Source organism: Blastopirellula retiformator (assembly GCF_007859755.1).
Lineage (GTDB): Bacteria > Planctomycetota > Planctomycetia > Pirellulales > Pirellulaceae > Blastopirellula > Blastopirellula retiformator.
In genome coordinates this window covers 631,575-658,227 of sequence record NZ_SJPF01000002.1, presented here as the reverse complement: position 1 = coordinate 658,227, position 26,653 = coordinate 631,575, and the positions used below count along the sequence as shown (strand labels likewise).

The following is a 26,653-nucleotide window of genomic DNA, read 5'->3' as shown; positions in this document are numbered from 1 at the left end:
GAATCAACGCTTCGCGGGATCAGATGGCGACTCTTTGGCAACTGATGACTCTTAGAACGTGTTTTGAAATTGCCTGATTAAAGAAAAACAGCTACAGCTCCCTCTTTGGGTTCACGGCCTGAGGAAGGAGCTGTAGCATGAAAACGGAAGTCAAGTATTCCAGTGATTTGACAAATCGGCAACGGCAATTGATCCGGCAACTGCTGCCGGAGAAATCAAAGGGGGCGGGCCATTTCGATCAAGCATGGGAGGCATTTTCGTCGCCATCGCTTGCCTGAAGCTTTCGCCAGTAAGTGGCTGGGCTCTTGAATTTACTCGGAAAATAACGGTGGTTGCTGCCTTCGGCGCAGATGAAGGCAGCCCTGCCTTTGTTGGTGAGATCCCCGCTTATTGCGGCGACCCACAAGAAACCCTGAAGGACCATAATTTCTAGCGATAGACCGCCATGCCATCTTCACTGGTCGCCAGTCTTTGCTGTGCGCGAGCGGCGTCTAACTTTTGTTTTTCCAAGCTGTTCAGAAACGCGTGGGCAATCTTCGTGTTTGGCTCTAGTCGAATCGCGTGATTGAAGGCGGTTTCCGCCTCGGTCGTTCGACCTTGCTTGGCGAGCAAAACGCCAATGTTCTGATGCGCGGCGGCGGGACCGACAATTTTCTCGAAGCGCTCGTACGCTTCCGGCAGACGGTCCATGCTGACCAACGCGACCGAGAGATTCATACTGGCCTTCTCGTGCTGTGGATCGATGCTCAGCGCTTGGCGGAATGACTTTTCGGCTGCGGCGAATTGATTCTGGCGATATTGAAAATAGCCGTAGTCGTTCCAGAGATCCGCGTCTTGGGGCGATGCGGACAGCGCCAGTTGGTACTCCGCTTCCGCCTTTTCGGCAATCTCCAGGTTGCTATAAAGCGCCGCCAGATGACGCGAATAGTCGTAACCCTTGGGCGCCAGCGTTCGTCCTCGTTCTAGCATCGCCGCGGCTTGGGCAAATTCACCCCGCTGGTGCAGCTGTTTGGCAGTCGAAACGCAAACTTTGGCGGCGTCCTTCGGCGGCAAAGTTGAATCGCCCAGCGCGGTTGACGTCTTACCTGACAGCGGCGACTTCAGCGGAATGGCGGAACAGCCAACGCTACAAATAGCCAACATGCTGAAGATAAGAACGGTCTGTTTGGTGAATGGGTTCGTCATTAGTTGTAACCGCCGAAGCCTCCATATCCGCCCCCCACGCCGCCGCTGGTGAAGCCACCACCGAAGCCGCCGCCCAAACCGGAGTTCGCGCCGCCGAAGCGAGAGCCGCCGGTTCCTCGGCCTCCCTGGATGCCGCTGCGGATCGCTGGGGCGTTAAATCCATAGAGGCCTTCGCCAAGGGGATAACCAATCACGACGCGCTGGTCGGGCTCGGGGATTTCCATTTTCGCCAAGACAATCACCAGGTGGTCGCGACGGCGGGCGTCCAGCTCCGAGTCTGCCGTCTCTTCAACCACCAGAACCTGGCCCGCTTCCATGACCGCCGGCAACACTTCGCCCAGGTGACGTTTGCCCCCTTGGCTCAATTCGAGCGAGTCGCCGACCCATTCTCGACGAAAGATGACGTAGTTTTCCTGGTTGGCCAGTTCCGCTTGGGACTTCTGCCAACTGCAGGTGTAGGATCCCAGCGGTTGGGCGATCGCGCCGCTCGGAAAATCATCGCAGCAATGTCCCCACGACCACTTACCGCAACGATCACAGCAGCAACCGACCAGCGAAAGCGCGAGAACCGCCAACAGCGAAAGCGAGATCTTTCCGTTCATTCTTCTAGTCCTTCGTCGCTTCGCTATTTGAACAGCATCGGTTGATTGCAGCAGTTAAAGCTTTGACCGGTCGGGCCGATTAAGAACTGCGCTTCATGACATCGCTCTCCGGCAAGCTGTTTGCCGAAATCGGTACGAACCGAACTTCGGAAATCGCGGGCTCGATGACTCTCCAAGCGATTTCCGAGGAAGAATTCGATATCGGTCGGTTCAAACACGTCGGCGCCGGGCAGCGGCGGCGTCATGCACTGTTCCAGCGGATGAACCAACTGCGGCGTGACGATGATCACCAGCTCCTGCTCTTGGGCCGACGTCGACTTATTGGAGAAAAGCGTGCCGACAACCGGTATGTCGCCCAAGAAAGGGACTCGCTGATCGTTGGTTTGCAGCGTCGTTTGCATCAACCCGCCGATCGCCAGGGTCTGCCCATCGCGAAGTTCGACCGTCGTCGAAAAGTCGCGGGTGTTGGTGCCTGGTACGTCAGTGCCGCCGACGTTGGCCGACGTTTGATCGTCACGGGCGCTGACGCTTCCTTGGATGATTAAGCGAACGCGATCCCGATCGGTGATATACGGAATGAAGTTGACGTCAACGCCGACAAATTCCTGCGAGACGCCTTGGGCGGTTCCGCCAAAGCTCGATTCGGCCAGGGGAACCGGGAAGGTATCGCCAGCCCGGAACATCGCCGCTTGGCCGTTGAGCGTCGTCAGGTTCGGCTCGGCCAGCGTGCGGGCGTAACCCATGTCGCGGAGGGCGTTGAGCGCCAGTTTGAAGTCGGCGGAGTCGACCGCTAGGTTGCCGCCGGTAATCGACCCCAAGGTCGCTGGAAGGAGCAGCGAGAGAAAGCTAACGTCTCCTGAATTGCCGATCTGCATATCGGCGCCAATTTGACGTAGCGCGTTTCGATTGACTTCGGCGACGGTTACGCGGAGCATTACCTGCTGTTCGCCGGGAATTTTCATCAGATTGACGACGTTGGCGCGGCGTAGACGCTGACCGAGATCTTGGATCTCGTCTTGTACCAACTGATCGGTGGCGTTGCGGATGTACTGCTCGCGAATTTCCAAGGGGTTCGCTTCGTCGTAGGAGGCTTGGCTCGTCGGGCTGTTGACCGCCAGGACCTCCAAAATTTGCGTCGCCTCGACCGCGTCTTTCGCTTCGCCGCGAACGATCAGGCGGTTGCCGATGAAGCTAAGCTGCACGTAGCTTTCCGGAAAGCCTTTATTGATTTCCTGTTCGAGTCGCTTATACCTTTGTTCCAGGCTTTCCCTAGACGCTACCTCAGGAGCGACGCGGACAAAATAGCTCAGCACGCGCTGCTTGTCGGGGGCGTCGGCGTCGGGGACCCAGATGTTCAGGACCGTTGTGCCGGCGTTATTGCCGACGATTGAGATCTCCCGATCCGAGATAACTTGGTAGGTGGCGACCCGTTCGTCAGGCAAATAGATACGGATCGGCGTTTCGTTGAAGACCAGTATTCGCGGACGCCCAAGCACTAACTCGAGAACGTTCTGAGAATCGATGATCTCCCGGACGAAGTTGCCATACAGGCGTTGCGTATCGGCGTTGGGGGTTGGCGCTCGCAGTCCTGGCGGAAGTTCTTCGAGTTGTTCCAGGCGATCGATCGGCGGTTGGTTGACGGCGGCCGCAGGAAGGGGAGGAATTGACTCAATTCGCTGGGGACCGGTCGCTTGTGCGATCCGAACCTCTTGATCCGGCTGGGAAGCAAACTCATAGAGTTTCCCCGGATACCGTGGCGCCTGCGCTGGATATTGGGCGAAGAGCGGGCTGATCAAGAGCGCAGCGCCGACCATCGTGGCCAAGAAGAAACCGTTCTTTCGTCCTGGGCGATTGATCAAGGGATATCCAGCATGCGGAACCAACTGAGGAGGATTGCCGGCGGTGATCCGACGAATCCGGTAATACCGATAGTGGCGCTTCTACAGAAGTTATCGGCGCGAACCGGAGCAGAAAGTAACGCAATTGGATGGCCGCAAACGAATTGCAGTCACCTGCTAGCAGGAGCGAAGAAGCTCGACCGGGAGATGGCGGGAATAGGCGGAGTTTAACGCCACTTGGACAGGGCGATCGGGATGAAAGCGTCGCTGGCAGCGCGAATTGGTCTCGATCACGATCGCCGCATCCCGTACTCCGGCACTAGCCCGAAAGGGGCGAACGTTGAGCTGTTCTCCCAACCAGCGGCCATTGCTAGCAAAGAAATGGAGGTCAAGCGAGAAGCGAAGAAAGCAGGTGTGAACCGATCGGCATGGATAGAGGAGGAGGCCTTCGTCGTCTTCGAGGGGACGATGCAGTTGCAGGCCGCGAAAGCGATGCCAGAAGTCGGCCGCCAGATAGAGCCGCGGCAACAGGATCTCACCATCTTCCGCGTCAACGAGTTGTCCCGTGGAGAATCCCATGACGCTAAAAGTCTCGGACCCGTACGAAGGCGTCCGCCATTTGAATTAACTCAATAAAGACCGGCCCCAATGTCCAAACAAAAAGTCCGGGCAAAAAGCAAATCACGAGGGGAAACATCCGCTTCGTCGCTAGGCTGAGCGCGAACATGTTTGCCTTCTCACGGCGTCGCGAGCGCATGTCAAGCGCTTGACGCCGCAACACTTCAGCGATCCCCATGCCAATCTGTTCCGCTTGCACCAGCGCCGACGTCAGGATGGTGACGCCGCTGACGTTGACTCGCCAGGCCAATCGCCGCAGGCACTCGATGCGCGATCGCCCGGCCAGCAGGTCCGCCTGGTAGCTCCGCAGTTCTTTTCCCAGTGGGCGATCGCCGAGACGCGTATCGAGTATTCGGGAGATCGCAACGTCAAACCCAAGCCCCGATTCGCTTAGCGTCGACAAGAGATCGAGAGCGAGCGGCAGATCTTGATCAAATTCTTGTACCCGCGTTCGGCGCGCTCGCCGGACGTAGAGCCAAGGTAGGCAAGCGGTAGAGATTCCCAAAATCCAAGGGGATAGGTACGCGGCTGGCAGGAAAACTTCCCCGGTTCCGCCTGGGATCAACTGAACGCTGGCGACAAACGTTTCCTGAAAGCCTGCAAAAACGAAGAGCGTGGCGGCGCCAATGCCAAACAGGATCGAGAACGAAGTCGCCGTCAGAAAGATTGTTGGATCGGACGCTCCGCGAAATCCGGCTCGATACAACCAGCGACGAAACAGGCCCATCTGCCGCAGATCGGTCTGGGCGACTTCCGGCGAATCGGCGGCGCTGGCGAATAGACGCTGGCGAGCCGTTTCGGATCGCGTAAAGCGACTCCAAACGACCCAACCGCCGCCGGCAAGCAACATCCAAATGGTAAAGAGATAGAAATATGCCATGATCTTTTATCAGAACTTTGCGCGGCTCATCAAGTACATCCAGACGATGCCGACTGCCTGCAGCAGCATCGACCCGGCAACGAAGAACTCGCCGGTTGGGGAGGTGACGAACTCAACCGTTGGCTCGGGACTATTGCGCCACATCACCGCGGCGATGAAGTAAGTCAGGCCGATAATCGCGACGGTCGAAATGTTCGACTGAGCGATGTTTGAGCGAATTTGACGTGCGATCTCGATCCGGTCGCGAATTGTCCGTCCGACCGAAGCCATCGTCGGCGCCAAACTTCCGCCGACATCCCAGTGGACCGAAAGCGCCGAGGAAAAGAGGAGAAACGTCTCCATCGGTACCCGCGCACTGACGTCTTGAAAAACGACTTCTGGATCGTCGCCATACCGGATTCGTTCGATCACGTCCCGCAAGAGTGAACGGAGCGGATCGCGAGTTTCTTCGAGAGCGACGCTCATCGCCGTGTTGACGCCAGCTCCGGCGCCAAGGGCGCCAACCATCAAGTCGATCGCTTCGGCCAATTGGGTTTCCAGCTTCGCTCTCCGAAACTCGGCGATCTGGATTTCCAGCATGAACGTCAGCAGGGCGGCGATGATGCCGATCGTGCTGGAGATGACCAAACTGGCGCCGACCAGAAAAAAGAGGACGATCGCCGCCAAAATGCCGGCGACCAGCGAGACCCAATAGAAGCGACCGATGACAGGCCGCAGGTTTCTCCGGCGAATCGGCGCCGCGTCGGCATCGTCCGGCGGAGCGGCGAAACGATCCCTGGCGATCGACTGCGTCCGCGCATACTGAAACCGCCACGCGATGCCGCCGATCGCGCCGACCAACAGGACGAGCAATCCGAACGGTATCACGGTGTGCGCCTTTGAAATAAGTCGATGGGCGCTTCCAAGCCAAGTCGCCGCATTTGGTCGACGACGCGGGGAATGATCCCTGTCGGCTCAAACGAACCGATGATCCGTTTGCCGTCTCGTCCGGTCCGTTGGAACTGGAAGATCTCCTGAAGTTGAAACACTCCACCTTCCATCCCGACGATTTCGGCGATCGACTCGATCCGCCGCGTTCCATCTTCGTAGCGGCGAACGTGCACGACGACTTGAATCGCCGACGCGATCTGTTCTCGAATCGCGCGGGAAGGAAGTTCAATCCCCGCGGTTAGCACCATCGTTTCCAGTCGCGAGAGCGCATCACGCGGACTGTTGGAGTGAATCGTCGTCAAGCTGCCGTCATGGCCAGTGTTCATCGCCTGCAGCATGTCGAGCGCTTCGGCTCCGCGGACTTCGCCGACGATGATCCGGTCAGGCCGCATCCGCAGCGCGTTGATCACCAAGTCGCGGGCCGAGATTCGGCCTCGTCCTTCGATATTGACGGGCCGCGTTTCCATCCGCACGACGTGCGTCTGGTCGAGCACCAGTTCCGCCGCGTCTTCGATGGTGATGACCCGCTCACGCCTCGGGATCGCTTCGGCGACGGCGCCCAACAGCGTCGACTTACCGGAACCGGTACCGCCTGAGACGAGAATATTGCGGCGGTTTAGCACCAGCCATTGCAAGAACGAGTACATGTCGTCCGAAAAGGCGCCGAGTTGCAGCAAGTCCTGACAGCGCAGTCGGCGACGGCCAAAGCGCCGAATCGAAAGGGTCGGGCCATCGATCGTCGCCGGCGGAAGAGTCGCGTTCACACGACTCCCATCAGGAAGCCGGGCGTCAACCATCGGCGAACCTTCATCGATTCGTCGGCCCACGCGCGAGGCGATGCGCTGGATGATCCGAATCAAGTGATCGTCGTCGCGAAAGCGGACGCTGGTCAGCTCCAACAGGCCAAAACGCTCGACGTAGATCTGAAAGGGACCATTAACCAAGATATCGGTAATGGCTGGATCAGCCATAAGCGCCGCCAGCGGACCAACGCCCAGCGTCTCTTCCAACAGGTCGGCGGTCAGCCGCTCCCGTTCAGCATCATTCAGCGGCAGATCGCCTGAATCGATCGCCTGGTCGACGAAGTCTTGCACAAGCTCGGCAAGTTGATCTTCGCCAGCGCCAATCAAGTTGCGGCGATCGAGATCATCCAGCAACGATTGGTGCAGGTTCGACTTGACGTTCAGGTAGTTGACTGCGCCTCGCTCTTCGATTAGCGGGGCAGGGGATTCTTGCCCAAACTTTTCACGAACGCGGATCCGTTCCAGCGGTAAGTTGGCGGACTGAGAGCCGAGTAGACGGCGAGCGTCGTCTTTCATGGCGTTACTCTCCTTCGCCCAGCGTTTGCACAAATTCGGCTTGGAAACGTTCCAGCGTCGATCCATTCGAATTGGCGTGGCCAACGACCTCTTCCATCGAGTCGACCAACTGGGCGAGCGTCCGCCGAAATTTGAAAAAGGTTGGCGAGTATTCGATGATCGGCCTTCCCAGATTGGCGGCCGAGATCACCCGCTTGTCGTACGGAAGAACCCAGTCGACGTTGCGGCCGATGCGGGCGGCGATATCTTCACGCCCCAGACTGCCGCTCAAGTTTTGAAATCGGTTGATGATCACTTCGACATGGTCGGAGGGAAACGCAAGCTGGTCGAGCAGTTCGATCAAACTCGCCGCGCCCAGCAGCGTTGGCACCACGTTTTCGCTGACGACGTAAGCGCGGGTCGTCAAGTCGAGCAGCGCCACCGTGATCGCGTCGAAAACCGGAAAAGTATCGACGATGACATAGTCGTAAGTGCGACGTCCCAGGGTCAGCACCTGCGTCAAAATCTCTTCGGTAACGCGGGTCGCTTCGATCGGGTTCTTCGGCGCTGCCAGCAAGTGAAGTCCGCTCGAATGGCGAATCGTCAATTGTTCCAGCAGCGTCTGGTCAAGTCGGTTCTGCTCCCGTGCGGCGTCGGTCAGCGTCGACGTCGGTTGCAAATCAAGCAGCGATGCCGCGACACCCAATTGTAATGAAGCGTCGACCAGCAGCACGCGATCCGGATGGCGCTGCGCCAGGGCCGCCGCCGCATTGACCGAAAGAGTTGATTTGCCGACGCCTCCCTTGTTGCTGATGAAGGAGAAAACCGCGCCCAACTGGGCGGGACTGCGGCGCGTCTCGTTGCCAAGCCGGCGGATCAGTTCTTCCAGTTCTCCCTTGGAAACGGGATAGTTCAAAAAGTCTTTTAAACCGCTCCGGAGCGAGTCAATTAACAGGCGACTTTCCGACGGGGCGCTGGCGAAAAACTCCGGCTTCAGCAGGCCCACGACCATCGTATCGGGAGCGACCGCCGACATCTCACGCGCGAAAGACTGCGCCGGAACCGTGTTGGCCGAAAGCTCCACGATCGCCAACTGCGGAGAACGTGTCCTGGCCAGTTCCAACCCCTGGCGATTGTCCGATGCGACCAACGGCGCCGACCCGACTGAGTCAATCGACTTCAGCAAATCGCGCAGCTCGGTACGCAAGCTTTCGCTGGGAGTGACGATAAGGACTTGGAGTTTCTCGGACATGTTGGACGGGGCGTTAGGGATAGGGAGTTGGCGAAGGGGCGAGGACGGGAGCTTTTAGGAGATAGTTGTTGCTTTTTAGGTAGTCGAACTTCGTTTGAAATGCGTTCCGAGCCGCCTCGCCCTCTTGAGTCCAAGACTTCACAATCGGTTGCGGTTTTGCCGTCGAAAAGTGTGCCGGTCCCCGCAGAGAATCCTGTTGCTGCTGTGAATCGTCGCTCCAATATCCGAACCCGACGACGCGTTGATCATTCGGCTCACCTTCTTCCGCGGAAGGAACCGATTGGTAGAAAACGACGTAGCCGTCTTCTTCCGGAGTCCCATCGATCAGCGTCCGTTCGAACGGTAATTCGTCGGCGATGCGGTATGTGAAGTCGCTCGTATTTCCCGTCAATTCTTCGTAGACCCAAGGCGCCGACGGATCGGCGTCAACCGTTGCGATATCAACGGCGTAGCGTACTTCAGGGCTACCCGTCAGCGTCGTCGAACTTGCGAGCGTCGTAACTGGTTGCAGGGTCGCTTGGCTCTCCGACCTAAGGGGAATTCCAATCACGCCCTCGCTGGGGCGGACGGACGCTCTGGCAAATAGATAGGGAGACCGTGGCCCAAAGTTGTTGGCATCGGTTGGGGTTTGGCCGTCACGAATCAAGTGTGCGGTAAACTCCGTCTTTTCGTCGTTGTAGTAGAGATCGGCCGAACTGTCGTTGGTGCGCGGATAGGGAACCCAGCGACGCCCCGTTGGATCTTCAATCAGCTGGCTCGCCAACAGGTCTTCTCCTCCCAGCCCTCCCGAGAAAACGATTTCAGCCTGATTGTATTCCGGAACCGATTCGCCGATCTCGTGAAGGAAATTGGCTGTCGCGATCGATTGAGCTTTTTCTTTGCCTTGGGCCGATTCCGCATAGCGCAATCCTTCCAGCGCCGCCGCATCGGTCGCATCTTGCATCCGCTGCTGCGTTACCCGGGCTAGTCCAAAGTCAATGACGAGCGCCGCCAGTCCGAACATCGCCCAGAGAAGCAACACGAACAACACCAGCGTATATCCACCACGATTCTTCCGGCGCATCCCTACTCCTCCTTCGCCGGCAGTAATCCCTGCAGGTCGAGCGGTTGGGCGGGGCCGGTTTGTTCGTCGGTCAGAAAGACCAGCGTCTGGCGTTTGCGGCCGACGACCGCGTCAAGCGTTCGTACGCCGTCCAGTGGGTCGGCCGCTGGCGGGATCTCGCTCTCGTCGTCGCGACGGGCGACGGCGGTCAGGTGCATCTCGGACGCCAGCGCCTCGGTCAGTTTTGTCGTTTCGGCAGGGGAAAGGGCGATCACCATCGGTTGGGCCGCCTGTTTGCCATTGCTGCTGATCTTCGAGCCGTGATATCGCAGCGCGGTCGAGCCTGGTGGAGCGATCACGATCGCATTGCGGAGCAGCGTTTCCATCTGCACCGAGCCATCCAGTTTGAGCGCCCCGTCTCGAATCGCCGTCGCCAGCATGATGTCGCTACCGCCGATCTTTTGGGCGACCTTTTGGAAGTCGATCGACCGGCTGGCGATCAGGTCGAAGCGATCGCCCAACTGCAGCGCCGCAATACCGTCGAGGAGCGCGGCGTCGAGCGTAAACGCGCGATACCCGGTCGGCACCGCCGCCGTCAGTCCCGCGGTCGTGCCGATCGGATAGAAGTCGGCTTCGGTGAAAAATGTACCCGGCGGCTTGGCCGCTTTTAATACGCGACCAACGATCTCATTTGGCTCGGTCAAAATTCCCATCCGAGCAACTTCTGCCTGCGCGATGAGTATCGTGCGGGGAGTACGCGTGCCGGTCGGCCACAAGTCAGCCTCTTGAATTTGGCTGTAAGGAATCGCCCGCCGCGGATTCAGCGGAACGCTTACCATGCCTTCCGGCGGCGCCGCTTCCTCCGGTTCCGGACGGGCCGAGTGGGCGATCACGGCGATCTCGCAGTCCATGACGCTTGCTTCGGTCACGGCCGGAACATCCGCCTCGTGCACCGCCAGCGTCACTTCTTCCACCGGTACGTTGCGCCCAGTCGTTCCTTGCGTCAGCGAAGAGGATGTGACCACTTTCGCGCGGCGAAAGACGGGCGAAATCACCTGCGCGTCGACCGCGATCAGGCGGGCCTCTTTCGGCCCATCCTTTTTCGCACCCCGCTTGTCGCTGCTGCGCGGAAGCGAAGTGGCCGAAGTTCGAGAGCCGAGCGAACTGTTGGGGCTCAACCGATCGACATCAAGCGTCGCCAACAGATCGATCCGATCTCCCAGGTTCAAGCTATGGACGCCAGCCAGCTTCGACGCCAGCAGCGTGATCGCCTTCATACCGGGCGGAACGCCGCCGACGAGGCCGGGACGGGTTCCCTTCGGCAAAAAGTTCGATTCGGTGAAGCCAAAGCCGGGCGACTTTTCGTTGGCGACGACTCGGCCGATCACGTCTTGTGGATTCAAATAGGCGCCGCCGATTTCGTCGGCATTGGGAAGCGGAATCTCGCCACCTTCGGCCAAGACGAAGAAGGGGTAGACGTTGCCCTGGTATTCGCGCTGTTCGACGCCCGCAACGCGCCCCGTGATCTTCTCACCGGAAAGATTGGCGCCAACGATCTGGGCGCCGATCGCCGAGTTGACCGGCATCTCCAAGTAGTGGATTTGCCCTTTCTCGGGATGGATCAAATCGTTACGGCTCACCCGCTCGTAGGCGGCGATCGGCCGTACCGACGACGGAATCCGGATCATCGGCGGCTTGGCCGCCTGCAAGAAGGGCAACTCCACCCCCATCGCCGCCAAAGCGGCGACCGAACCGCCGACGGCCAGCAGCGATACGCCCCCCAGCAGAAAAAGGGGAAGCCAGATGGAGCGACGAGCAGGTGGTGCGTTACGAGCCATGAATCTCTTGAGGAGTTAGCTATTGAGCCGGGGGGATAAAAACTTCCCGGCGATAGACTGCCTGGCCGGAGAGGATGTGACGGTAAGGGCGGACCTGGGTACCCCAGGCATATTGGCGACCGAGTCCATTGGTGCCGCCGTAAAGTTCGGTTCGCGGATCGAGAGGTTCCGGAGCAGCGACGTCAAACTCCGTGACGTCCGCTTCGATGTATTCGCCCATGTTTGAGTCGCCGAACACTTCCGGCTTCCGCATCGCCGACATAGAGGCCGAATGGAAGGGATAGTTGATTCGTGCGGCGACGATTCCTCCCGTTTCTGGATCGGGAGAAAATGGAAATTTACCGCTGCTGAAATCTTCAACAACCGGTATCCACTCGACAGACTCGCCGTCATTGGATTGAGCGATGTAGAAACCGGGGGACTCTCCCATTGGATCCCTGACTGCGCCAGGAAACCGGAAGTACGTTCCATCGTTGATCATGACGACCGATAGCATCTTGTTGACCGTCGGCCAATCCTCGTCGATGTGTTGACGCAGAGTTTTTCCCGCTGGCAAATTCGCGTCGACATCAAAAATCAGTAACTCCGGATCGAAGACGCGGGAAGCGAACGCGGCTTTTCTGCCTGCAATGTCGTCGCTGTCCTCGTTTCGCGGATAGATCCAATCTTCGACGTCTTCGATTTCCGGCTCCTCTGGGATCTCCGCCACCGAGATCTCCCGCGCCAGCGTATTCGCCGCCGACTGCACCACCTGCGCCGTAAAAAACAATTGACCGAACGTCAAAATCGCCGCCAGCAGCATGTAGGTGACCAGCGCGACCAGGGCGAATTCGACGAGCGATTGTCCGCGGCGTTTTATTCGAGGGGTCATGATCGATTCGAAGGGGTGAAAAGACTACAGCAAGGAGCGGGCGCCAAACCAGTCGTAGCCGACGCACAGGAACCATCCGGCCAAAATCGCCGGGACATAGGCGTAGTCGGCTTGCCCACGCAACTTGGCGACAATCGCCAGCACGCCGCCGGCCAGGGCCATGCCGAACAGCGTCACGATCAATCCAAGCGGCCCAATGGCGAACCCGAGTGCGGTGATCAGCTTGCCATCGCCGCCTCCCAGTCCGCCCAGGTAAAAAAGCAACAGTCCCAGACCGAGCCCGATACCGCCGCCGACCAACATCCCGAGCCAGGGTATGTGGCTCCACCCCGCGAGCTTCGCGATCACGCCCCAGGAGAGGAGAGCGAGCGATAGCCAGTCAGGGATCTCTCGCGTCCGCAAATCGCAAGCCGTGGCGATAGTTAACACGATAGTTGGAATGAGCCAAATCATTCGCAAAATGCAATCGGGTTGCAGGGAAAAGTAACGATAAGAAAACCTCGCCGCCAGGTTTTGACGGCGAGGTTCGTATCGCAGAGAAGCAAATGTTATTCCGCTTCGAGGATCAGACCGCCGAATCCGCCGGTTGAAGCAGAAGCAACACCGACGTTGTTTCCGAGACGTTCCGTTGCAGAGTTGGTAACGATGGTGGCAGCGTCCAGCGAGATGGCGTTCGTCGTGCCGTCTTGAGCAGTTTCGATCAGCTTGCCGCTGACGATCGGACCGTTGTCGTCCGCATGAGCGCCGGGGATGATAGTCGCGACAGCCGAAATCAGATCGCTGGTCTTGTGACCAAAGACCGAGACGGCGGCGGCGCAGATCAGGGCGACGCCGGCGATGATCAGACCATATTCGACCAAGCCTTGGCCTTTGCGGTTACGTACGAACTTGCGAATCATAATAAACTCTCCTGAGGGGATAGGGCCGCAACTTGGGGAGGGGCGGCCAATTTCAAAACTGTAAATCGTGTGAACGCGTGCGTCGCGGTTGTAGCGCTGACTGGTCGCGACTCACCAGTCGCATCTCATCAAGGGAACAAATCCCGGGTCGCTTTGCGTGAGCTTGGCAAGTGCGACCCTGGTGAGCTCGCCGTCGCGAACTTCCATTTCCTTGATTCTTCTTCAAGAGCATACGCACGTCAACAGAGGATGGTTTGCAAAATGCAAAACTTTTGCAATATTGGCAAGGAGAAACAAGTTTCCGCCGCGGCGCGGCCACGATCTAAAGTACGCTGATTCACCAAACTCATGCCGCACCGCAATGGTCGACAGATTATCGAACGGGTTTTGCTAACCCCGTCGCGCCTCGCTCGGCTGCTTGAAAAGGCGAAGGTGCGCGTCACCGAAGCACGTATGGACGTATTGGCATGTCTTGTCGCCGCAGATCGACCGCTGACGCACCACGAGATTGCCGCGCGACTTCCGCAATATGACGCTTCAACCGTATTTCGCGGGCTCACGGAGTTCGCCGCCGCGGAAATCGTCTGGCGAATCGAGACCGGCGAAAGCGATCGCTTCTTTGAGATCGCCGACTTTCGGTACGATGGCGAACCTGCCGTTCGCCATCCCTATTTCTACTGCGTGAAATGCGGCGAATTGCGCTGCTTGCGCGAGGTGTCGGTGCAGCAGAGCGTCGCCGTTCTCGCAGGGGCGAGCGACATCGAGGCGACCGACATGCTGATCAAAGGGCGTTGCCGAGTCTGTCGACCCCAGGCATAACAAGCGAACGCAATGTCCCTGTCGCGGGGGCTTCTGGCTGTGTGCAATTCAATTGCGATTTGTACACGTTCTGTGCAGGTGTACGGACTGATTATCGCACGATCCGCGGCAAATATTTTTTCGCCCCAACCGCCAAACGCGTGCTATATTCTCACACCGGTTGGTTACCCCCCCAAGCTCTCGATTGGAGATCGAAAATGACTACTTCCCATTATGCCTGGCTGTTGATGGGCGCTCTATTGTTTGCCCCCGGGATCGCGGTTGGCGCCGATGCTGAGCATGAAGAGATGCACGAAGAGCATCAGAAGGATGTCGCCGATCATCAAAAGTGGATGACGCAGATCGGCAAAATGCGGATTCAGCACAAGGAGGCGCTCGCCGCCTTGGCGATGCTCGAGGCCGAGATCCTCGCCCATGACGCCGAACTGGAAGAAATGGCGGAAGAAATCCGCGTTCATGCCGAACACATCGCCGAACACGAAGAAGAACTCGACTCGCACGACGAAGATTCGCACGACAAGCTCGAAAAGTCGCACGAGAAATTGCAAGCCGAGCATGCGGCTGTCGGCAAGAAGCTGACCGAAATGGAAAAGGATCACGACGACCTGATCGACGGCCTGCTGAAGTTCGTGAAAAAGCATCTGAGCAAGTTCCACGAGCATTCGCACGACTAGCAACGCGCTATTTAGCGGCGAGTAAAACGAACAGGACGCCCGGCCAACCGCCGGGCGTTTTTCGTTCTTTGGCGCTCGATCGCGTGAAGATGAGGAGGGAAAAGGCCATCCCTGGCCGACTTTGGAAGATCGAATCCATTCTTGTGCTGTACCGCTCTAGCAGTCCGTTGATTTTCTCGACGGACTCCGTGATCGCACGGATGCGATCCGCGAAGAGCTATGCTCTGAGCCTGGCGAGGTTGGAAAATGCCACGCTGGCATTTTTCAACAGGCATCTAGCCGCCTAGCTGCAGGAATCGCAACGACCTTTCAGCAGAACCTCGGTTAACTCGCCCGGCAAGTCTTGCAGGTTGTCGTCAGGCGTCACGTTGACATGAAAACCAGGTAAGCAGATCAGTTTTCCGCATTCGGTACAAAGGAAATGAGGATGCGTACCGCCGTCGCTCTCCGGGAACGGCGTTAATTCAAACCGCCGGCTCGAATTCCCCAATTCGAGCATCGCGACGAGACTGGCTTGTTCTAGGTCGATCAGCGTGCGATAGATCGTCGACTTGTCAAATCCAAACTCCGCCAGATCGTCGACGACGTTGTTCATGCTCAACGGGGCTTCGGAATCGCTCAACGACTGGATGACTGCGATTCGAGCGGCCGTGCATCGCATTCCGGCGCCGCGCAGCAAAGACCTGACGTTTTCAACCGAGTAAGCCGATCCGCGGGGCCGTGTCATGGGTGTTTCCTTTTGCAATAGAATGTCTATTGTAGTGCAGGTGCAAAAGAAATGCAAAAAGGAAATGTCGGTAGGAGGTAACCGTTCGGCCAACCGCATCTTCCCGCCCATGATAGCCTGATCTCATCACAGGCGGTTTAGCAGTCCGTTGATTTTCTCGACGGACTGCGTGATCGCAAGGATGCGAGCCGCGAAGAGCTACGCTCTGAGCCTGGCGAGGTTGAAAAATGCCACGAGGGCATTTTTCAACAGGCAGTTAGATTCAAGTGGGGAGAAAAAAGCGATGACGAAAGGGCCGCGACGGGATGTTGCGGTGGAAGTGGTGGTTGACCGCGAGCGGTGTGCAAACAACTTGATCGTTGCGGGTGAGCCGTTGCGGATTCACTTCGCTGGCGTTCGCGTGGAAGTGCCGCCCGGCTTTGACCGCGCGACGCTCGCGATGACATGGGAACTGCTGCGAGGCTCTGCATGTTAAGCGTGCCTGGCTCGTCAAAAATCTTCGTCGCGTCTGCGCCGGTCGATTTTCGCAAGAGTCATGACGGGCTCGCCGCGATTGTCGAGCAGGCGATTGGTAGAGAAAAGGGGACGGTAGAGAAAAGGCCCGCGTTGTGAATTTGACCCCCGTCCCTTCAGATTGCTCCCAAGGTTCGACGTCTTGACCAAGGGATCGCCGTACGCACCCAGGTCGCAGTTCATATCGTCAGCCGCAATGAACAGCACATTGGGGCGCTTGGCGCCAGACGTAACAGAAGCGGCAACCAGGCAAATCGCGGCCGCTAAAAAGATCGATCGAAGGGGGCGTTCACGGGATGGTTACTCGCTGTAGGCAAGCAATGGTGGGTGGGTACCGTTAGCCTACACCAAGAGAGCACGCCGCGAAAGTTTTTCAGTGTTAGGAGTACCGTAGGCTGGGTCAAGACCCAGCAACTTGCAGCTGGAACGAAGAGCTGGGTCTCGACCCAGCCTACGTGCCTCCGCGTCTACCGCAACAGCGGATCAACGATCTCCGCCTTCACGATCACGACCAACTCGATCTCTTCCGGCTCGCCGTCTGCGGTCTTGTTCTTCCCTTGCTGCACCAGGCCTGACAGTAGATAGGTCTGCCCGCTCTTCATTTCGATGTGGGTGCGGATCCCCCGGCTACGTAGGCCAGGTACGGTGACGCCATTGGTCGTCACGTTCAGTTTGGGATCGAGTTCGCTAACTTCGGGGTGCAAATCAAGTTTGATCTTACCGTTGCCGAGCACTACCGGGGTGATGTCGACGTGGGTGCCATAGCGGCGATGTTGCGTCGCCGTTTTGCCGTCCGCCTGGGTGGCGAGAATCGGAAATTCACCGCCAGAATGGAAAGCGGCGGGGCGACCGCTCAGGGACATTACCGTCGGCTCGGCGATGAGTCGAACGGCGCCTGCCTTCTTGAGATCGGCGAGAACCTTGTCTAGCCGCTGATCGTTTTCGAGAAGGTGCGCTCCGGTCGATACGTCGCCGCCGACCTGTTGCGCCTGGCCCGCAGGGAAGAGCAGCTTCGCAAACCGGAAAGGCTGCAGCGTTTTCGTATCGACTCCTTCAATCTGTAAGTTCGCCCGGCGGGCCTCGTTCAGCGACAACTCGAGAAATTTCACCGAGACGCACACCTGCTGAGGCAGGCCGGCCGTCTTTCGCAGGCGATCAATCTTGGCCGTCAGCGCATCCCGCGCCGTGACCAATCGCTGCAACTCTTCCGCCGGCGAAATCTCCGCTTGGTCCACTTCTGGCCGTGGATTTTGACCCCAGCTGATCGCCGGCAGACCGAACAGCAGCAGTAACGAAAGGGGACGGACCAACATCGCAAATCTCCAGCGCTGGCAGGGGAATAAGGACAGCTGAATCGGGGGGAAGTGTACCGGCCCGACGCCGTGGTTAGAATGGCAATTGAGGCTGCTAGCAATCGGCGGCGCCATGGTCACTGCCTTGAGTGGCCATGAATGCGGTCCGCCAACACCGTTTGTTCGAAACGTCGCGAATTTATAGCAAGTCCGCGTAGGCTGAGTCGCGACCCAGCAACTTGCGGCTGGAAGGAAGAGCTGGGTCTCGACCCAGCCTACGACGCTCCGGTCATGGCGACCGACAAGAAGAGTCTTCATCATGCGCAAGAGAACGATCCTCGCCGCCTTCGTCCTACTACTCGGCTGCAACACGTTCACTCTCGGAAAAAAACGCCGGCAAATGACTCAGACGCCGCGATCCTAACGCAACACGGCAAACGCAACATCAGCGTCCACGATCCCTCTTCGATCGTAAATTGCAACGGCGAGTATTGGTGCTTCTCGACCGGGCGGGGCGTCCCTTCCTGGCGGTCGACCGACCTACAGACCTGGCGGCGAGGGCCACGCGTTTTCCCAGAGATACCGGCCTGGGTGACCGACGTGGCGCCCGATCAGCGCGGCCACTATTGGGCGCCCGATGTCATCCGTCTCGGCGATCGCGCTCGCTTCCAATCCAACGCTTGACCCCGACGATCCCCACTATCGCTGGACTGACGAAGGAATTGTCGTCCGGTCGCACCGCGGCGACAACTTCAATGCGATCGACCCGGCGGTGATTCGCACCGACGACGGCCAGTTGTGGATGACTTTTGGTTCGTTCTGGAGCGGTATTCAGCTGATCCAGCTCGACCCGCAGACGGGGCTCCGTCTGGACGGCGACAAGACGATGCGCACCATCGCCAGCACCAAAGAGATCGAAGCGCCTCACCTGTATCAGCACGACGGTTGGTACTACCTGCGTGTGAATTGGGGCAAATGCTGCCGCGGCGTCGAAAGTACCTACAACATCCGCGTCGGCCGCAGTCGCACGATCACCAGCCCCTATCTCGACCAAGAGGGCGTTGACCTGGCACAAGGAGGCGGCACATTACTGCTAGAAACCAACGCCCCCTTCATCGGCCCCGGCCACGCCAACATCCTGGAGCAAGGGGATGACTATATCTCCTCAGCTGCCACTTTTACGACGGCACACAGCGGGAACGATCGATGCTGGCGATCCAGGAGTTGGTGTGGGGCGAGGGTGGTTGGCCAGAGGTAAAGCCGTAGGCGTCGTCATCAACATCGGCTTGCTTGACGCAGCGCAAGAGTTGCGGTAGCGTGACCTCCCACCGTCTCCGCTCTTGTGCCGGTGGTTGGTATAGGGAAAAAAGCGGCGTTTTGTAGCAATGCACGTTGGTTACGGAAGCGGAGTGAGACGATGAAAGTCTGGTTTTGGCTGATGCGGCCGAACATGGCGATTGCCCGGGTCCGTTACTGGTTTTGGGAGCGGGCCAATCCCGACAAGCCGTGGCTCTGCCCCGGCACAGTCGACTTTGCGAGGCCCATTTGTCCAAATCGATGACCGCCATCGAGTTCGGCAGCGGCCGCAGTACCCGTTGGTTCTCGACTTTGGTGGGGCGCCTGATCAGCATCGAGCATAACGCTGACTGGTACGCCGAGGTGCGAGATCAGCTTGACGACAACGTCGACTATCGGCATATACCGATGAGCCACCCCGTGACTGATCCCGAGCGGCCGACGTACGACGAGACGCCTGCTTATGTGGCGGTGGCGGACGAACTGGCCGATCAGAGCATCGATTTCGCCGTGGTGGACGGGGCCTACCGCACGCATTGCGTCTGGCATCTGATTCCGAAAATCGCGCCCGGCGGATACCTACTCTTGGATGATGTCGGCATGTGGCCCTCGCTGGACGAACTGGCCATTCCCGCCGATTGGTCGATCGCCGACGACAGTACCAACGGCGTCAAGCGTTGCATCATCTGGCAAGCGCCCCCGGCGGAAACTGCCGCAGGCTAAGAACCAAGACTAAACAACGCCGTATACAGCAAACCAGTCACGCCGCTTAATCTTCTCCCCACGCTCGGGAAACTAGCGCTGGTCGCGCCGCCGACAAGGCTCGCGGTCGTGACAACGTAAGCCGTGTGGTCCAGCGACTGCAGCCCACTGAGCACCAGCACCACACAAACAATCGCCGCCACGATCGAACCAAAGGCGCACCCAATCAGCAGCGCCGCCAGCCGAGATAGCGAGGCGTGCAAAATCGGTTCCGCCTCGCGGTTGATCCATTGGTCCAAGCGGGACAAGACGTCGAAGGCCGCCAGAAACGAACCGACAATCCCGGTCAGCAGCAGATAAGCCAGGCCTGCGACATACCCAGCCGTCGCCACTGCGGCCGCCACGCTCGTCATGAAGAGGAGCAGGTCGAAGAGGGAGAATTTCCAGGCGCCAGTTGGCGGGGCGGCGTTGGGTGGCTCGTCTTTTAGTTCCATGGTGTTGGCGTTAATCGGTCAGCGGCGCCTCTTGCTCCCAGGCGCCAATGCACTGCAGCTTTCCGACAGCGAACAAACGGGGCGCAGCGTCGTCGGCAAGCTTCGCATTCCAAAGTAGCAGAATGCAATTCGCCTCGGCTCGCGGCGAACGCCGGACGATTTCCTCGATCAGTTCGTCCGGCTCCATCTGATTTTGGCGGCAGAGTTCGGTGATCGTTATCGCGGTATCGCTCGCCTCGGCCCAGATGAAATCATGATCGTACCAATCTCCCAGATCACGCCCCAACGCCGAGATCGGCTCCCCATACGCGGCGCCCCCTGGTTCGTCGAGATAGGCCCGCAGTTCTTCTCGATTGAGATCGCCGATCCAAACGATGACGTGGTGGTCTTCGAGGGCGTGGAAGGGGTTTGGCATTTTTGGGTTCGGCTTGGGGGGAAAAGGAGCGGCGAGGGCTATTTTACGCGAGACTTGGTCCCGTGTCGTAGTTGGTCGAATTTGCATCGAGGCGCCGCGGAACGCGTTCCCTATCTTTCCCTTGACAAAGCGCACGCAATTTTGGTCGATTACAGGGTGGCGTCGATTTCGCCTTGTCGGCGCAACTTATGGGTCGGCGAAAAAAACGTGACGAACTGGTCCAGTCCGGCGTCAGCGATTGGTGGCTCATCGCGGACCGCAGGGCTACATCGCCTTTCTGGCGATTGCGCCGCTGGGCTAGGTTGGCGGCGCCCCGGCCGAGGCCGAAAAAAACGCGCCGGTCCAGTCCTGTTTGTTGGGGGGCAATCAACGCACTGGGCGGGACTTAGTAACGGAGCCGGGTAAGTGGTTGCAGGCATAGAAGTTGGGGCGGCGGATTAGAAAAATGAGTTCGGCGGTCCAGTCGTGGGCTGGGGCGGCGGTGGAAAAAAACGAAACGGTCCAGTCCTGTTGCTGAATCGCGCCGCAAGGCGTGATCGAGCTGCGGTTTAGATCTTTCCCATGGGGCCGAAGAAAAAAACGAGTTCCGCGGTCCAGTCCGGCGGCTCGTCCTTCGGGCTTTCGGATTGGATTCGTCGTTCGCTCCTTCGGCATTTGTCATTTTTTGAAACGGTCCGGTCCGGTTTTTGGGTTCCGGCCGCAGGGTGAGGCATCTTGTCGCTGCGCGACCCGCCTGGTCTCGGAGAGCCCGAGGGGCCGCCCGTGCGGAAAAAAATGAAATCGTCCGGTCCAGTCAGTTCGGCAAACGCTCAGGGTTGCCTAGTTTGCCAGTTGGGCGGGGGTGAGGTGAAAAAGATGGTGAGCGGTCCAGTTCGTTGGACGGCAGCGAAACGGGACAGCCCCACGTCAGCCCCAAGGGGGCGAACTAAAGTAGCCCGGGGTGGAGTCGCGCCAAGCGACGTAGCCCCGGGTAAGGCGATGTAGAAAGAGGGAAGCCCTGAAGGGGCGCGCTAACGAGACAGATTCACGTTAAAAAACGAAACGGTCCGTTGGTCCGTCATTGGGGCATGCGAATTTGATTCGTCATTCGGATTTCGAAATTCGTCATTTGGTGCCGGGACCAAGACATGCTCATCCGGCGAAAACGCCGCAAGAGCATGGCACTAGGCTTGGAGAATCGTGGTACCCAAGAGAAATAGTTGGCGCAGGAAAAAACGAGCCGACATTTCTGCCTGCTCGTTTTTGTAAGTGGTTGCTGAGAAACAGCTTAAGTAGCGGCAGAGGGACTCGAACCCCCGACACGCGGATTATGATTCCGCTGCTCTAACCGACTGAGCTATGCCGCCAGAAGATCGTTAAATCTAAGCGTCGTCTTGATATAGGTCAAGGAGGGTGCAGGCCGCGTAAAGGTTCTCGCGGTTTTTTGGGCTAGGATTGTTCGGTATGGATGGAGATTGTTCCCCTAACAGTCCGTTGATTTTCTCGGCGGACTGCGTGATCGCACGGATGCGATCCCAAAATAACGACGTAAGTCGTTATTTTGCGAGCCGCGAAGAGCTATGCTCTGAGCCTGGCGAGGTTGGAAAATGCCACGATGGCATTTTTCAACAGGCAGCTAACGTTTGGTGCGGACGTGCGGAGATTGGTGATGCGGACTCGACTTACGACTTGGGCGGCTTTCGCTTTGGTGCTGCTAGCGGCGGCGCCGGCGCTCGCGGCGAAGGGGATTTTGCATCTGAAAGTGGTCGATGCCGAGACCAAGGCGCCGCTGGCCGCCAGGATGCATCTGATCAATCCCCGCGGCAAGCGGCAGCGGATCTCCGGCGTGCCAAACCTGGGGGACCATTTCTCCTTCATCGGAGAGCTAAACCTGGAGTTGGCGCCGGGACGGTACACCTTTGAACTGGAGACCGGGCCCGAATACAAGAGCCGCAGCGGCTATTTCGAGCTGAAAAGCGGCGATGAAGACAATCAAACGCTCGACATGCACCGCTATGTCGACATGGCGAAGGATGGCTGGTGGGCCGGCGACTTGTTCATTGCGCGGGAAGAGCGAGACGTCGAAACGCTGATGCTGGCCGAAGGTTTGCACGTGACGGTCAATCACGCCTGGGACAACAAGCAAAACGCCTATGAAGGAAAGCCGATCGACGATCCGCTGGCGACCTTCGGCAATGACCGGGCCTGGTGGAAACTGGGGGGCCGCGACGAAAGAGCAGGGGGGCGGATGATCGTCGCCAATGCCAACTCGCCGCTGCCGGTGCAGTCGGCCAAGCCGGAGTTTCCGGCGACGCTCCGCTATTTGCAGGAACTCAAGGGAAACGCCAACGTTCATCGGGCGGTCGACGCGGCGGCGTGGGACTTGCCGCTGTGGGTCGCCAGCGGCGTGGTCGACTCGGTGGTGATCGCCGGGCCCGAATTGGAGCGAAACGGCGTCTCGAAGATCGCGCCGCCAGGTTCGCGACCGGCCGATCGACTGCTGTACCCCGGCGCCCATGGCAAGGCGCGGTGGGCGCAGAAAATCTATTTCCATCTGCTTAACTGCGGGCTGCGGATTCCGCCGTCGGCCGCCAGCGGCAGCGGGGCGAGCGATAATCCGCCTGGCTACAACCGGGTTTATGTGCACTTGGACCAGCCATTTAGCTACGACGCCTGGTGGCGCGGGCTGGCGGCTGGGCATGTGGTGGTGACCAACGGGCCGATGTTGCGGCCGATGGTCGAAGACAAAATGCCGGGCGACGTCTTCACCGCGGCGGCGGGGCAGACGTTGGAGATTGACCTGGCGCTAAACCTGGGCACCCGCGGGAAGATCTCGTATCTGGAGGTGATCAAAAACGGCGAGGTGGTCGAGGAAGTGTCGCTGATCGACTACGCCAAGAATCAGGGGCATCTGCCGAAGCTGCGGTTTGAAGAGAGCGGGTGGTTTTGCATTCGGGCGGTCGAAGAACTGCCGGAGACCTATCGGTTTGGCCTGACTGGGCCGTTTTACGTGCAAATTGGGGATCAGCCGCGGATCAGCAAGGCGTCGGCCAAGTTCTTCTACGACTGGGTGTTTGAGCGGGCGGGGAAGCTCGATTTGACCGACAGCGACCAGCGGAATGAGGTGCTGGACCTGCACCGCCAGGGACGCGACTTCTGGCAAGCGATCTATCAGAAGGCGAACGCCCCCTAACTGCCGGTTGGAAAATGCCCTCGTGGCATTTTCCAACCTCGCCAGGCTCAGAGCATAGTTCTTCGCGGCTCGCAACATAATGACTTACGTCGTTATTTTGGGATCGCATCCGTGCGATCACGCAGCCCGTTGAGAAAATCAACGGACTGCGAACAGCCGGATGGGGGCGCCATGAAGCGGCGATTGTTCGTTATACTGGGGGTTTTCACCCCACTTGAAGCTGATTGCCTGTATGCTCGCGCCGGCCGACTGGCGGAAGTTATATCCATTCGTCACCAACACGCTCGACCTCGACGGTCAACGGTATCACTACGTTGACGAAGGGGACGGGAAGCCGATGCTGTTTGTGCATGGGAACCCGACCTGGTCGTTCTATTGGCGGAATCTGATCACGGCGTTCAAAGGAACGCACCGGACGCTGGCGGTCGATCACATCGGCTGCGGGCTGAGCGACAAACCGCAGAACTACGAGTACACGCTCGAGCAGCATATCGACAACCTGACCCGGTTTATCGAGCGGCTCGACCTGCAGCACATCACGCTGGCGGTGCATGACTGGGGCGGCGCGATCGGCCTGGGAGCTGCGGTTCGTCAGCCCGAGCGATTTGAGCGGCTGGTGTTGTTTAACACCGGCGCCTTTCCGCCGCCGTATGTGCCGTGGCGGATTGCGGCGCTGCGGTTTCCGATATTGGGCGAAGCGGCGATGCGGGGGCTGAATGCTTTCGCGCGGCCGGCGATTTCGATGGCGACCGAAAAGCCGGAACGGATGACGCCGGAAGTGGCGGCCGGTTTGCTGGCGCCGTACGACAGCTGGAAGAATCGGGTGGCGATCGCGCGGTTCGTGCAAGACATTCCGCTGACGGCCAAACATCCAACGCACGCGACGCTGCAGCAGATCGAGCATCAACTGCCGAGCCTGGCGAACAAGCCGATCCAGATGATCTGGGGGGCGAGGGACTGGTGTTTTACGCTGGAGTGCATGCGGCGGTTCCAAAGCTATTGGCCCGACGCCGAGTCGCACTCGCTAGAAGACGCCGGGCATTATGTGATCGAAGACGCGCACGAGCGGATCATTCCGCTGATGGAATCCTTTCTAGAACGAACCGCAACATGAGCGAGCACGACATGTCCGACCAGCGGTGGTCCGAGATGACGATCGGCCAGATGGCGACGCTGGCCTGCCTGTTGGAAGTGAACGCCCCGAAGCCGGGCAATGTGCATCGGGGCGCCGACTTCGCCGACTTGGGGTTAAACGACTTTGCCGCCAGCGCGGTGGCGATTGGGCCGGCGTTTGACTTGGCCGGCCGCAGCCGGATTGGCCGCACAATCTTGACGGCGGTGCGCGCGACGCGGCGGTTTGTCGACTCGAATACGAACCTCGGCCTGGTGATGCTGCTCGCGCCGCTGGCGACGGTGTCGGTCAAAGAACTGAACCCGGCCGGAGTCGGCAAATGCCTGGCCGACTTGGACGAAGAGGACGCCGCCGACGTTTACCAGGCAATCGCCATCGCGCGGCCGGGCGGACTAGGAACGGTCGACCAGATGGACGCCGCCGGACCGCCGCCGGCCGATCTGTTGGCGGCGATGAAGCTGGCCGAAGAGCGCGATTTGGTCGCCCGGCAGTATGGCAATGGCTGTGAGCAGGTCTTCGCCGCGGTCCGTTTTCTGACCGATCCGGCGATCGCCAGCTTGCCGCTATCGGACCGCATCGTGCACGCCTATGTTCAGCAAATGGCCGCCTTTCCTGACAGCCTGATCGGGCGGAAATGTGGCGCAGAGGATGCCAAGAAGAGTCAGCTGACGGCAAGCCGTGTGTTGGACGCGGGCTCGCCGATCGACGAAGAGTATTTTCAAGAGCTGCGGAATCTCGACTTCTGGCTGCGGGCCGATGGACATCGCCGCAACCCAGGGACTTCGGCCGACATCATTGGAGCGGCGATCTTCGTCGCGCTGCGTCAGCGGAAAGTCGCGCTGCCGCTACGATCGTCATAACCCACCGCTGCGGAAATCATCGCCATGTCGGAAACCTACTGGGTACGGATCGCCAAAGACAACTTGGTCTTCAGCGCTGGGCACTTCATTACGTTTGGCGGCGGCACGTGCGAACGCGTGCATGGGCATAACTATCGGGTCGAGGCCGAGATCTTCGGCCCGCTGGATGAGAACCACTATGTGGTCGACTTTATCGCCGCTCGCGACGCGCTGGGCGAGATCATCGGCGAGTTGGATCACCGCATGCTGCTGCCGACCGAGCATCCGCAGATCAAGGTCGTCGCGGATGGCAAGGAAGTGACGGCGACTTTTGAGGATCGCCGCTGGGTATTTCCAGAATGCGAATGCGTGTTGCTGCCGGTACCGAATACCACCACCGAACTGCTGGCCCGCTACGTGGGGAGGCGGCTCTTGGATCTGCTGGCAGCCAAAACCGGCGCCCGGCCGCAGCACATTCGGATCGCCATCGACGAGAACTATGGTCAGTGGGGCGTGTGCGAGTTGCGCGGAGAGTAGCGATTATTTCGCGCCGTGAGAGCCGCGGGAGCCTCTACCTACTTGGTGCGGTTGATTGCGGGTAACACGGCGCAACCCCAATTACGGCCATTTCTCGCTTGACGCCGCGTTAGCCGGACCTAGGATTGCTTGGCGCAGATAGGCGTCGAGGCGACACATCCTTCTCGTTGTATCGAGACATTCACGCTCTTCGGTTCGGTAGGAAACCCGACAATGCAGGTCGAATATATTAACCCGTTCATTCGGTCGATGACCAAAACCTTCGACACGATGCTCGGCTGCGAGATCAAGCGCGGCTCCTTGATTCTGGCCTCCGATTTCAAGGCGAACTACGACATCTGCGGCGTGATCGGGCTCTCGGGTCGGGCACAAGGCGTCGTCGTCGTCAATCTATCGCGGGACGTCGCCATGCAGGCGGCCGCCACGATGTTGATGATGGATCCATCGGAAGTGACCGACTTGAACGAAGACGTCATCGACGCAGTGGGCGAAATCGCCAACATGGTCGCCGGCGCCGCCAAGGCCGAACTGGACGAGTTCGAGCTGTCGATCAGCCTGCCGAACGTCGTTGTCGGCGCTCCGCCGGACATTCGCTTCCCGTCGGAAGTGCACGCGATCGCGATCCCGTTTGAGTGCCCCTGGGGCGCGATGTCGATCAAGGTCGGCTTCACCCCGTGCAGCGTGCCGGCATAGCTAGCGTGAGCCGGCGGTTGGCGCGGCACAGTTTTCCTCATCGTTACGATCCGCCGCGACGATAAAAGAGAGCAAGCGCTTTTATCGTAGGGAAG

The 26,653-nt window shown here is 59.0% G+C and carries 29 protein-coding genes and 1 tRNA gene; 12 read left to right on the top strand and 18 right to left on the bottom strand.

Annotation, left to right across the window (positions count from 1 at the left end):
• The first annotated feature begins 137 nt into the window (after positions 1 to 137).
• On the top strand, positions 138 to 278 hold the full coding sequence (locus Enr8_RS25360; RefSeq protein ID WP_186767548.1) for a hypothetical protein: 141 nt from the start codon (positions 138 to 140) through the stop codon (positions 276 to 278).
• A gap of 151 nt (positions 279 to 429) precedes the next feature.
• Here the strand turns inward: Enr8_RS25360 and Enr8_RS10055 are convergent, their stop codons facing one another.
• The 13 genes from Enr8_RS10055 to Enr8_RS09995 form a co-directional block, all read right to left on the bottom strand.
• Positions 430 to 1,185, bottom strand: a complete 756-nt coding sequence (locus Enr8_RS10055; protein ID WP_146431014.1) for a tetratricopeptide repeat protein — start codon at positions 1,183 to 1,185, stop codon at positions 430 to 432.
• Positions 1,185 to 1,787: a hypothetical protein gene (locus Enr8_RS10050; protein ID WP_146431012.1), complete on the bottom strand. Its 603-nt coding sequence runs from the start codon at positions 1,785 to 1,787 to the stop codon at positions 1,185 to 1,187. The genes Enr8_RS10055 and Enr8_RS10050 overlap by 1 nt, the downstream gene beginning before the upstream one ends.
• Before the next feature lie 23 nt (positions 1,788 to 1,810).
• Positions 1,811 to 3,646, bottom strand: a complete 1,836-nt coding sequence (locus Enr8_RS10045) for a type II and III secretion system protein family protein (protein WP_186767547.1) — start codon at positions 3,644 to 3,646, stop codon at positions 1,811 to 1,813.
• Between the two features lie 156 nt (positions 3,647 to 3,802).
• Positions 3,803 to 4,204, bottom strand: coding sequence for a DUF192 domain-containing protein (locus tag Enr8_RS10040; RefSeq protein ID WP_146431008.1), 402 nt, complete (start codon positions 4,202 to 4,204; stop codon positions 3,803 to 3,805).
• A 4-nt stretch (positions 4,205 to 4,208) separates the two neighbouring features.
• The gene (locus Enr8_RS10035) at positions 4,209 to 5,123 is read right to left on the bottom strand and encodes a type II secretion system F family protein (protein ID WP_146431006.1); all 915 of its coding nucleotides are present in this window, start codon (positions 5,121 to 5,123) and stop codon (positions 4,209 to 4,211) included.
• A 9-nt stretch (positions 5,124 to 5,132) separates the two neighbouring features.
• On the bottom strand, positions 5,133 to 5,990 hold the full coding sequence (locus Enr8_RS10030; protein ID WP_146431004.1) for a type II secretion system F family protein: 858 nt from the start codon (positions 5,988 to 5,990) through the stop codon (positions 5,133 to 5,135).
• On the bottom strand, positions 5,987 to 7,372 hold the full coding sequence (locus Enr8_RS10025) for a CpaF family protein (protein WP_146431002.1): 1,386 nt from the start codon (positions 7,370 to 7,372) through the stop codon (positions 5,987 to 5,989). The genes Enr8_RS10030 and Enr8_RS10025 overlap by 4 nt, the downstream gene beginning before the upstream one ends.
• Before the next feature lie 4 nt (positions 7,373 to 7,376).
• Positions 7,377 to 8,603 carry an AAA family ATPase gene (locus tag Enr8_RS10020; protein WP_146431000.1) on the bottom strand — a complete coding sequence of 409 codons (1,227 nt, stop codon included), beginning with the start codon at positions 8,601 to 8,603 and terminating at the stop codon, positions 7,377 to 7,379.
• A gap of 13 nt (positions 8,604 to 8,616) precedes the next feature.
• Positions 8,617 to 9,666, bottom strand: coding sequence for a TadE/TadG family type IV pilus assembly protein (locus Enr8_RS10015; RefSeq protein ID WP_146430998.1), 1,050 nt, complete (start codon positions 9,664 to 9,666; stop codon positions 8,617 to 8,619).
• Positions 9,667 to 9,668: 2 nt separating this feature from the next.
• Positions 9,669 to 11,483: a CpaB family protein gene (locus tag Enr8_RS10010; protein ID WP_146430996.1), complete on the bottom strand. Its 1,815-nt coding sequence runs from the start codon at positions 11,481 to 11,483 to the stop codon at positions 9,669 to 9,671.
• Positions 11,484 to 11,502: 19 nt separating this feature from the next.
• A complete protein-coding gene (locus Enr8_RS10005) occupies positions 11,503 to 12,354 on the bottom strand; it encodes a TadE family protein (RefSeq protein WP_146430994.1) in 852 nt (283 codons plus the stop codon).
• 24 nt (positions 12,355 to 12,378) lie between these two features.
• The gene (locus Enr8_RS10000; RefSeq protein WP_246120025.1) at positions 12,379 to 12,783 is read right to left on the bottom strand and encodes a prepilin peptidase; all 405 of its coding nucleotides are present in this window, start codon (positions 12,781 to 12,783) and stop codon (positions 12,379 to 12,381) included.
• Positions 12,784 to 12,902: 119 nt separating this feature from the next.
• A complete protein-coding gene (locus tag Enr8_RS09995) occupies positions 12,903 to 13,253 on the bottom strand; it encodes a Flp family type IVb pilin (RefSeq protein WP_146430990.1) in 351 nt (116 codons plus the stop codon).
• A gap of 348 nt (positions 13,254 to 13,601) precedes the next feature.
• On the opposite strand from Enr8_RS09995, the gene Enr8_RS09990 reads away from it, so the two are divergent.
• Positions 13,602 to 14,072, top strand: a complete 471-nt coding sequence (locus Enr8_RS09990) for a Fur family transcriptional regulator (protein WP_146430988.1) — start codon at positions 13,602 to 13,604, stop codon at positions 14,070 to 14,072.
• A 197-nt stretch (positions 14,073 to 14,269) separates the two neighbouring features.
• Positions 14,270 to 14,746: a hypothetical protein gene (locus tag Enr8_RS09985; protein WP_146430986.1), complete on the top strand. Its 477-nt coding sequence runs from the start codon at positions 14,270 to 14,272 to the stop codon at positions 14,744 to 14,746.
• Positions 14,747 to 15,029: 283 nt separating this feature from the next.
• On the opposite strand, the gene Enr8_RS09980 is transcribed toward Enr8_RS09985, so the two are convergent.
• Positions 15,030 to 15,473 (bottom strand): Fur family transcriptional regulator, encoded by a 444-nt coding sequence (locus Enr8_RS09980; protein WP_186767546.1) that lies wholly within the window; start codon positions 15,471 to 15,473, stop codon positions 15,030 to 15,032.
• A 283-nt stretch (positions 15,474 to 15,756) separates the two neighbouring features.
• On the opposite strand from Enr8_RS09980, the gene Enr8_RS09975 reads away from it, so the two are divergent.
• Positions 15,757 to 15,948 carry a hypothetical protein gene (locus Enr8_RS09975; protein WP_146430981.1) on the top strand — a complete coding sequence of 64 codons (192 nt, stop codon included), beginning with the start codon at positions 15,757 to 15,759 and terminating at the stop codon, positions 15,946 to 15,948.
• Between the two features lie 505 nt (positions 15,949 to 16,453).
• On the opposite strand, the gene Enr8_RS09970 is transcribed toward Enr8_RS09975, so the two are convergent.
• Positions 16,454 to 17,299, bottom strand: a complete 846-nt coding sequence (locus tag Enr8_RS09970) for a type II and III secretion system protein family protein (RefSeq protein WP_186767545.1) — start codon at positions 17,297 to 17,299, stop codon at positions 16,454 to 16,456.
• Positions 17,300 to 17,915: 616 nt separating this feature from the next.
• Between Enr8_RS09970 and Enr8_RS09960 the strand changes: the two genes are divergently transcribed.
• From Enr8_RS09960 to Enr8_RS09955, 3 genes are all read left to right on the top strand, one after another.
• Complete coding sequence (locus tag Enr8_RS09960) at positions 17,916 to 18,536, top strand: arabinan endo-1,5-alpha-L-arabinosidase (RefSeq protein WP_146430976.1); 621 nt, start codon at positions 17,916 to 17,918, stop codon at positions 18,534 to 18,536.
• A 159-nt stretch (positions 18,537 to 18,695) separates the two neighbouring features.
• On the top strand, positions 18,696 to 18,839 hold the full coding sequence (locus Enr8_RS25775) for a hypothetical protein (protein WP_222434840.1): 144 nt from the start codon (positions 18,696 to 18,698) through the stop codon (positions 18,837 to 18,839).
• A complete protein-coding gene (locus tag Enr8_RS09955) occupies positions 18,836 to 19,297 on the top strand; it encodes a class I SAM-dependent methyltransferase (RefSeq protein ID WP_222434839.1) in 462 nt (153 codons plus the stop codon). Before Enr8_RS25775 ends, Enr8_RS09955 begins: the two co-directional genes overlap by 4 nt.
• Here the strand turns inward: Enr8_RS09955 and Enr8_RS09950 are convergent.
• The 3 genes from Enr8_RS09950 to Enr8_RS09940 form a co-directional block, all read right to left on the bottom strand.
• Entirely contained in the window at positions 19,294 to 19,770 is a 477-nt protein-coding gene (locus Enr8_RS09950) for a hypothetical protein (protein WP_146430974.1), read from the bottom strand. The genes Enr8_RS09955 and Enr8_RS09950 overlap by 4 nt on opposite strands.
• 10 nt (positions 19,771 to 19,780) lie before the next feature.
• Positions 19,781 to 20,185 carry a hypothetical protein gene (locus Enr8_RS09945; RefSeq protein ID WP_146430972.1) on the bottom strand — a complete coding sequence of 135 codons (405 nt, stop codon included), beginning with the start codon at positions 20,183 to 20,185 and terminating at the stop codon, positions 19,781 to 19,783.
• Between the two features lie 1,272 nt (positions 20,186 to 21,457).
• A tRNA-Met gene (locus Enr8_RS09940) sits at positions 21,458 to 21,531 on the bottom strand.
• 302 nt (positions 21,532 to 21,833) lie between these two features.
• Here Enr8_RS09940 and Enr8_RS09935 point away from each other — a divergent pair.
• The 5 genes from Enr8_RS09935 (at position 21,834) to Enr8_RS09915 (ending at position 26,558) form a co-directional block, all read left to right on the top strand.
• Positions 21,834 to 23,357 carry a CehA/McbA family metallohydrolase gene (locus Enr8_RS09935; protein ID WP_146430970.1) on the top strand — a complete coding sequence of 508 codons (1,524 nt, stop codon included), beginning with the start codon at positions 21,834 to 21,836 and terminating at the stop codon, positions 23,355 to 23,357.
• Positions 23,358 to 23,589: 232 nt separating this feature from the next.
• Positions 23,590 to 24,471: an alpha/beta fold hydrolase gene (locus Enr8_RS09930; protein ID WP_146430969.1), complete on the top strand. Its 882-nt coding sequence runs from the start codon at positions 23,590 to 23,592 to the stop codon at positions 24,469 to 24,471.
• Positions 24,468 to 25,349, top strand: coding sequence for a triphosphoribosyl-dephospho-CoA synthase (locus Enr8_RS09925; protein WP_146430967.1), 882 nt, complete (start codon positions 24,468 to 24,470; stop codon positions 25,347 to 25,349). Before Enr8_RS09930 ends, Enr8_RS09925 begins: the two co-directional genes overlap by 4 nt.
• Positions 25,350 to 25,373: 24 nt before the next feature.
• Complete coding sequence (locus Enr8_RS09920) at positions 25,374 to 25,865, top strand: 6-pyruvoyl trahydropterin synthase family protein (protein WP_146430965.1); 492 nt, start codon at positions 25,374 to 25,376, stop codon at positions 25,863 to 25,865.
• A 213-nt stretch (positions 25,866 to 26,078) separates the two neighbouring features.
• Positions 26,079 to 26,558, top strand: coding sequence for a chemotaxis protein CheX (locus Enr8_RS09915; protein WP_146430964.1), 480 nt, complete (start codon positions 26,079 to 26,081; stop codon positions 26,556 to 26,558).
• The last annotated feature ends 95 nt before the right edge of the window (positions 26,559 to 26,653 follow it).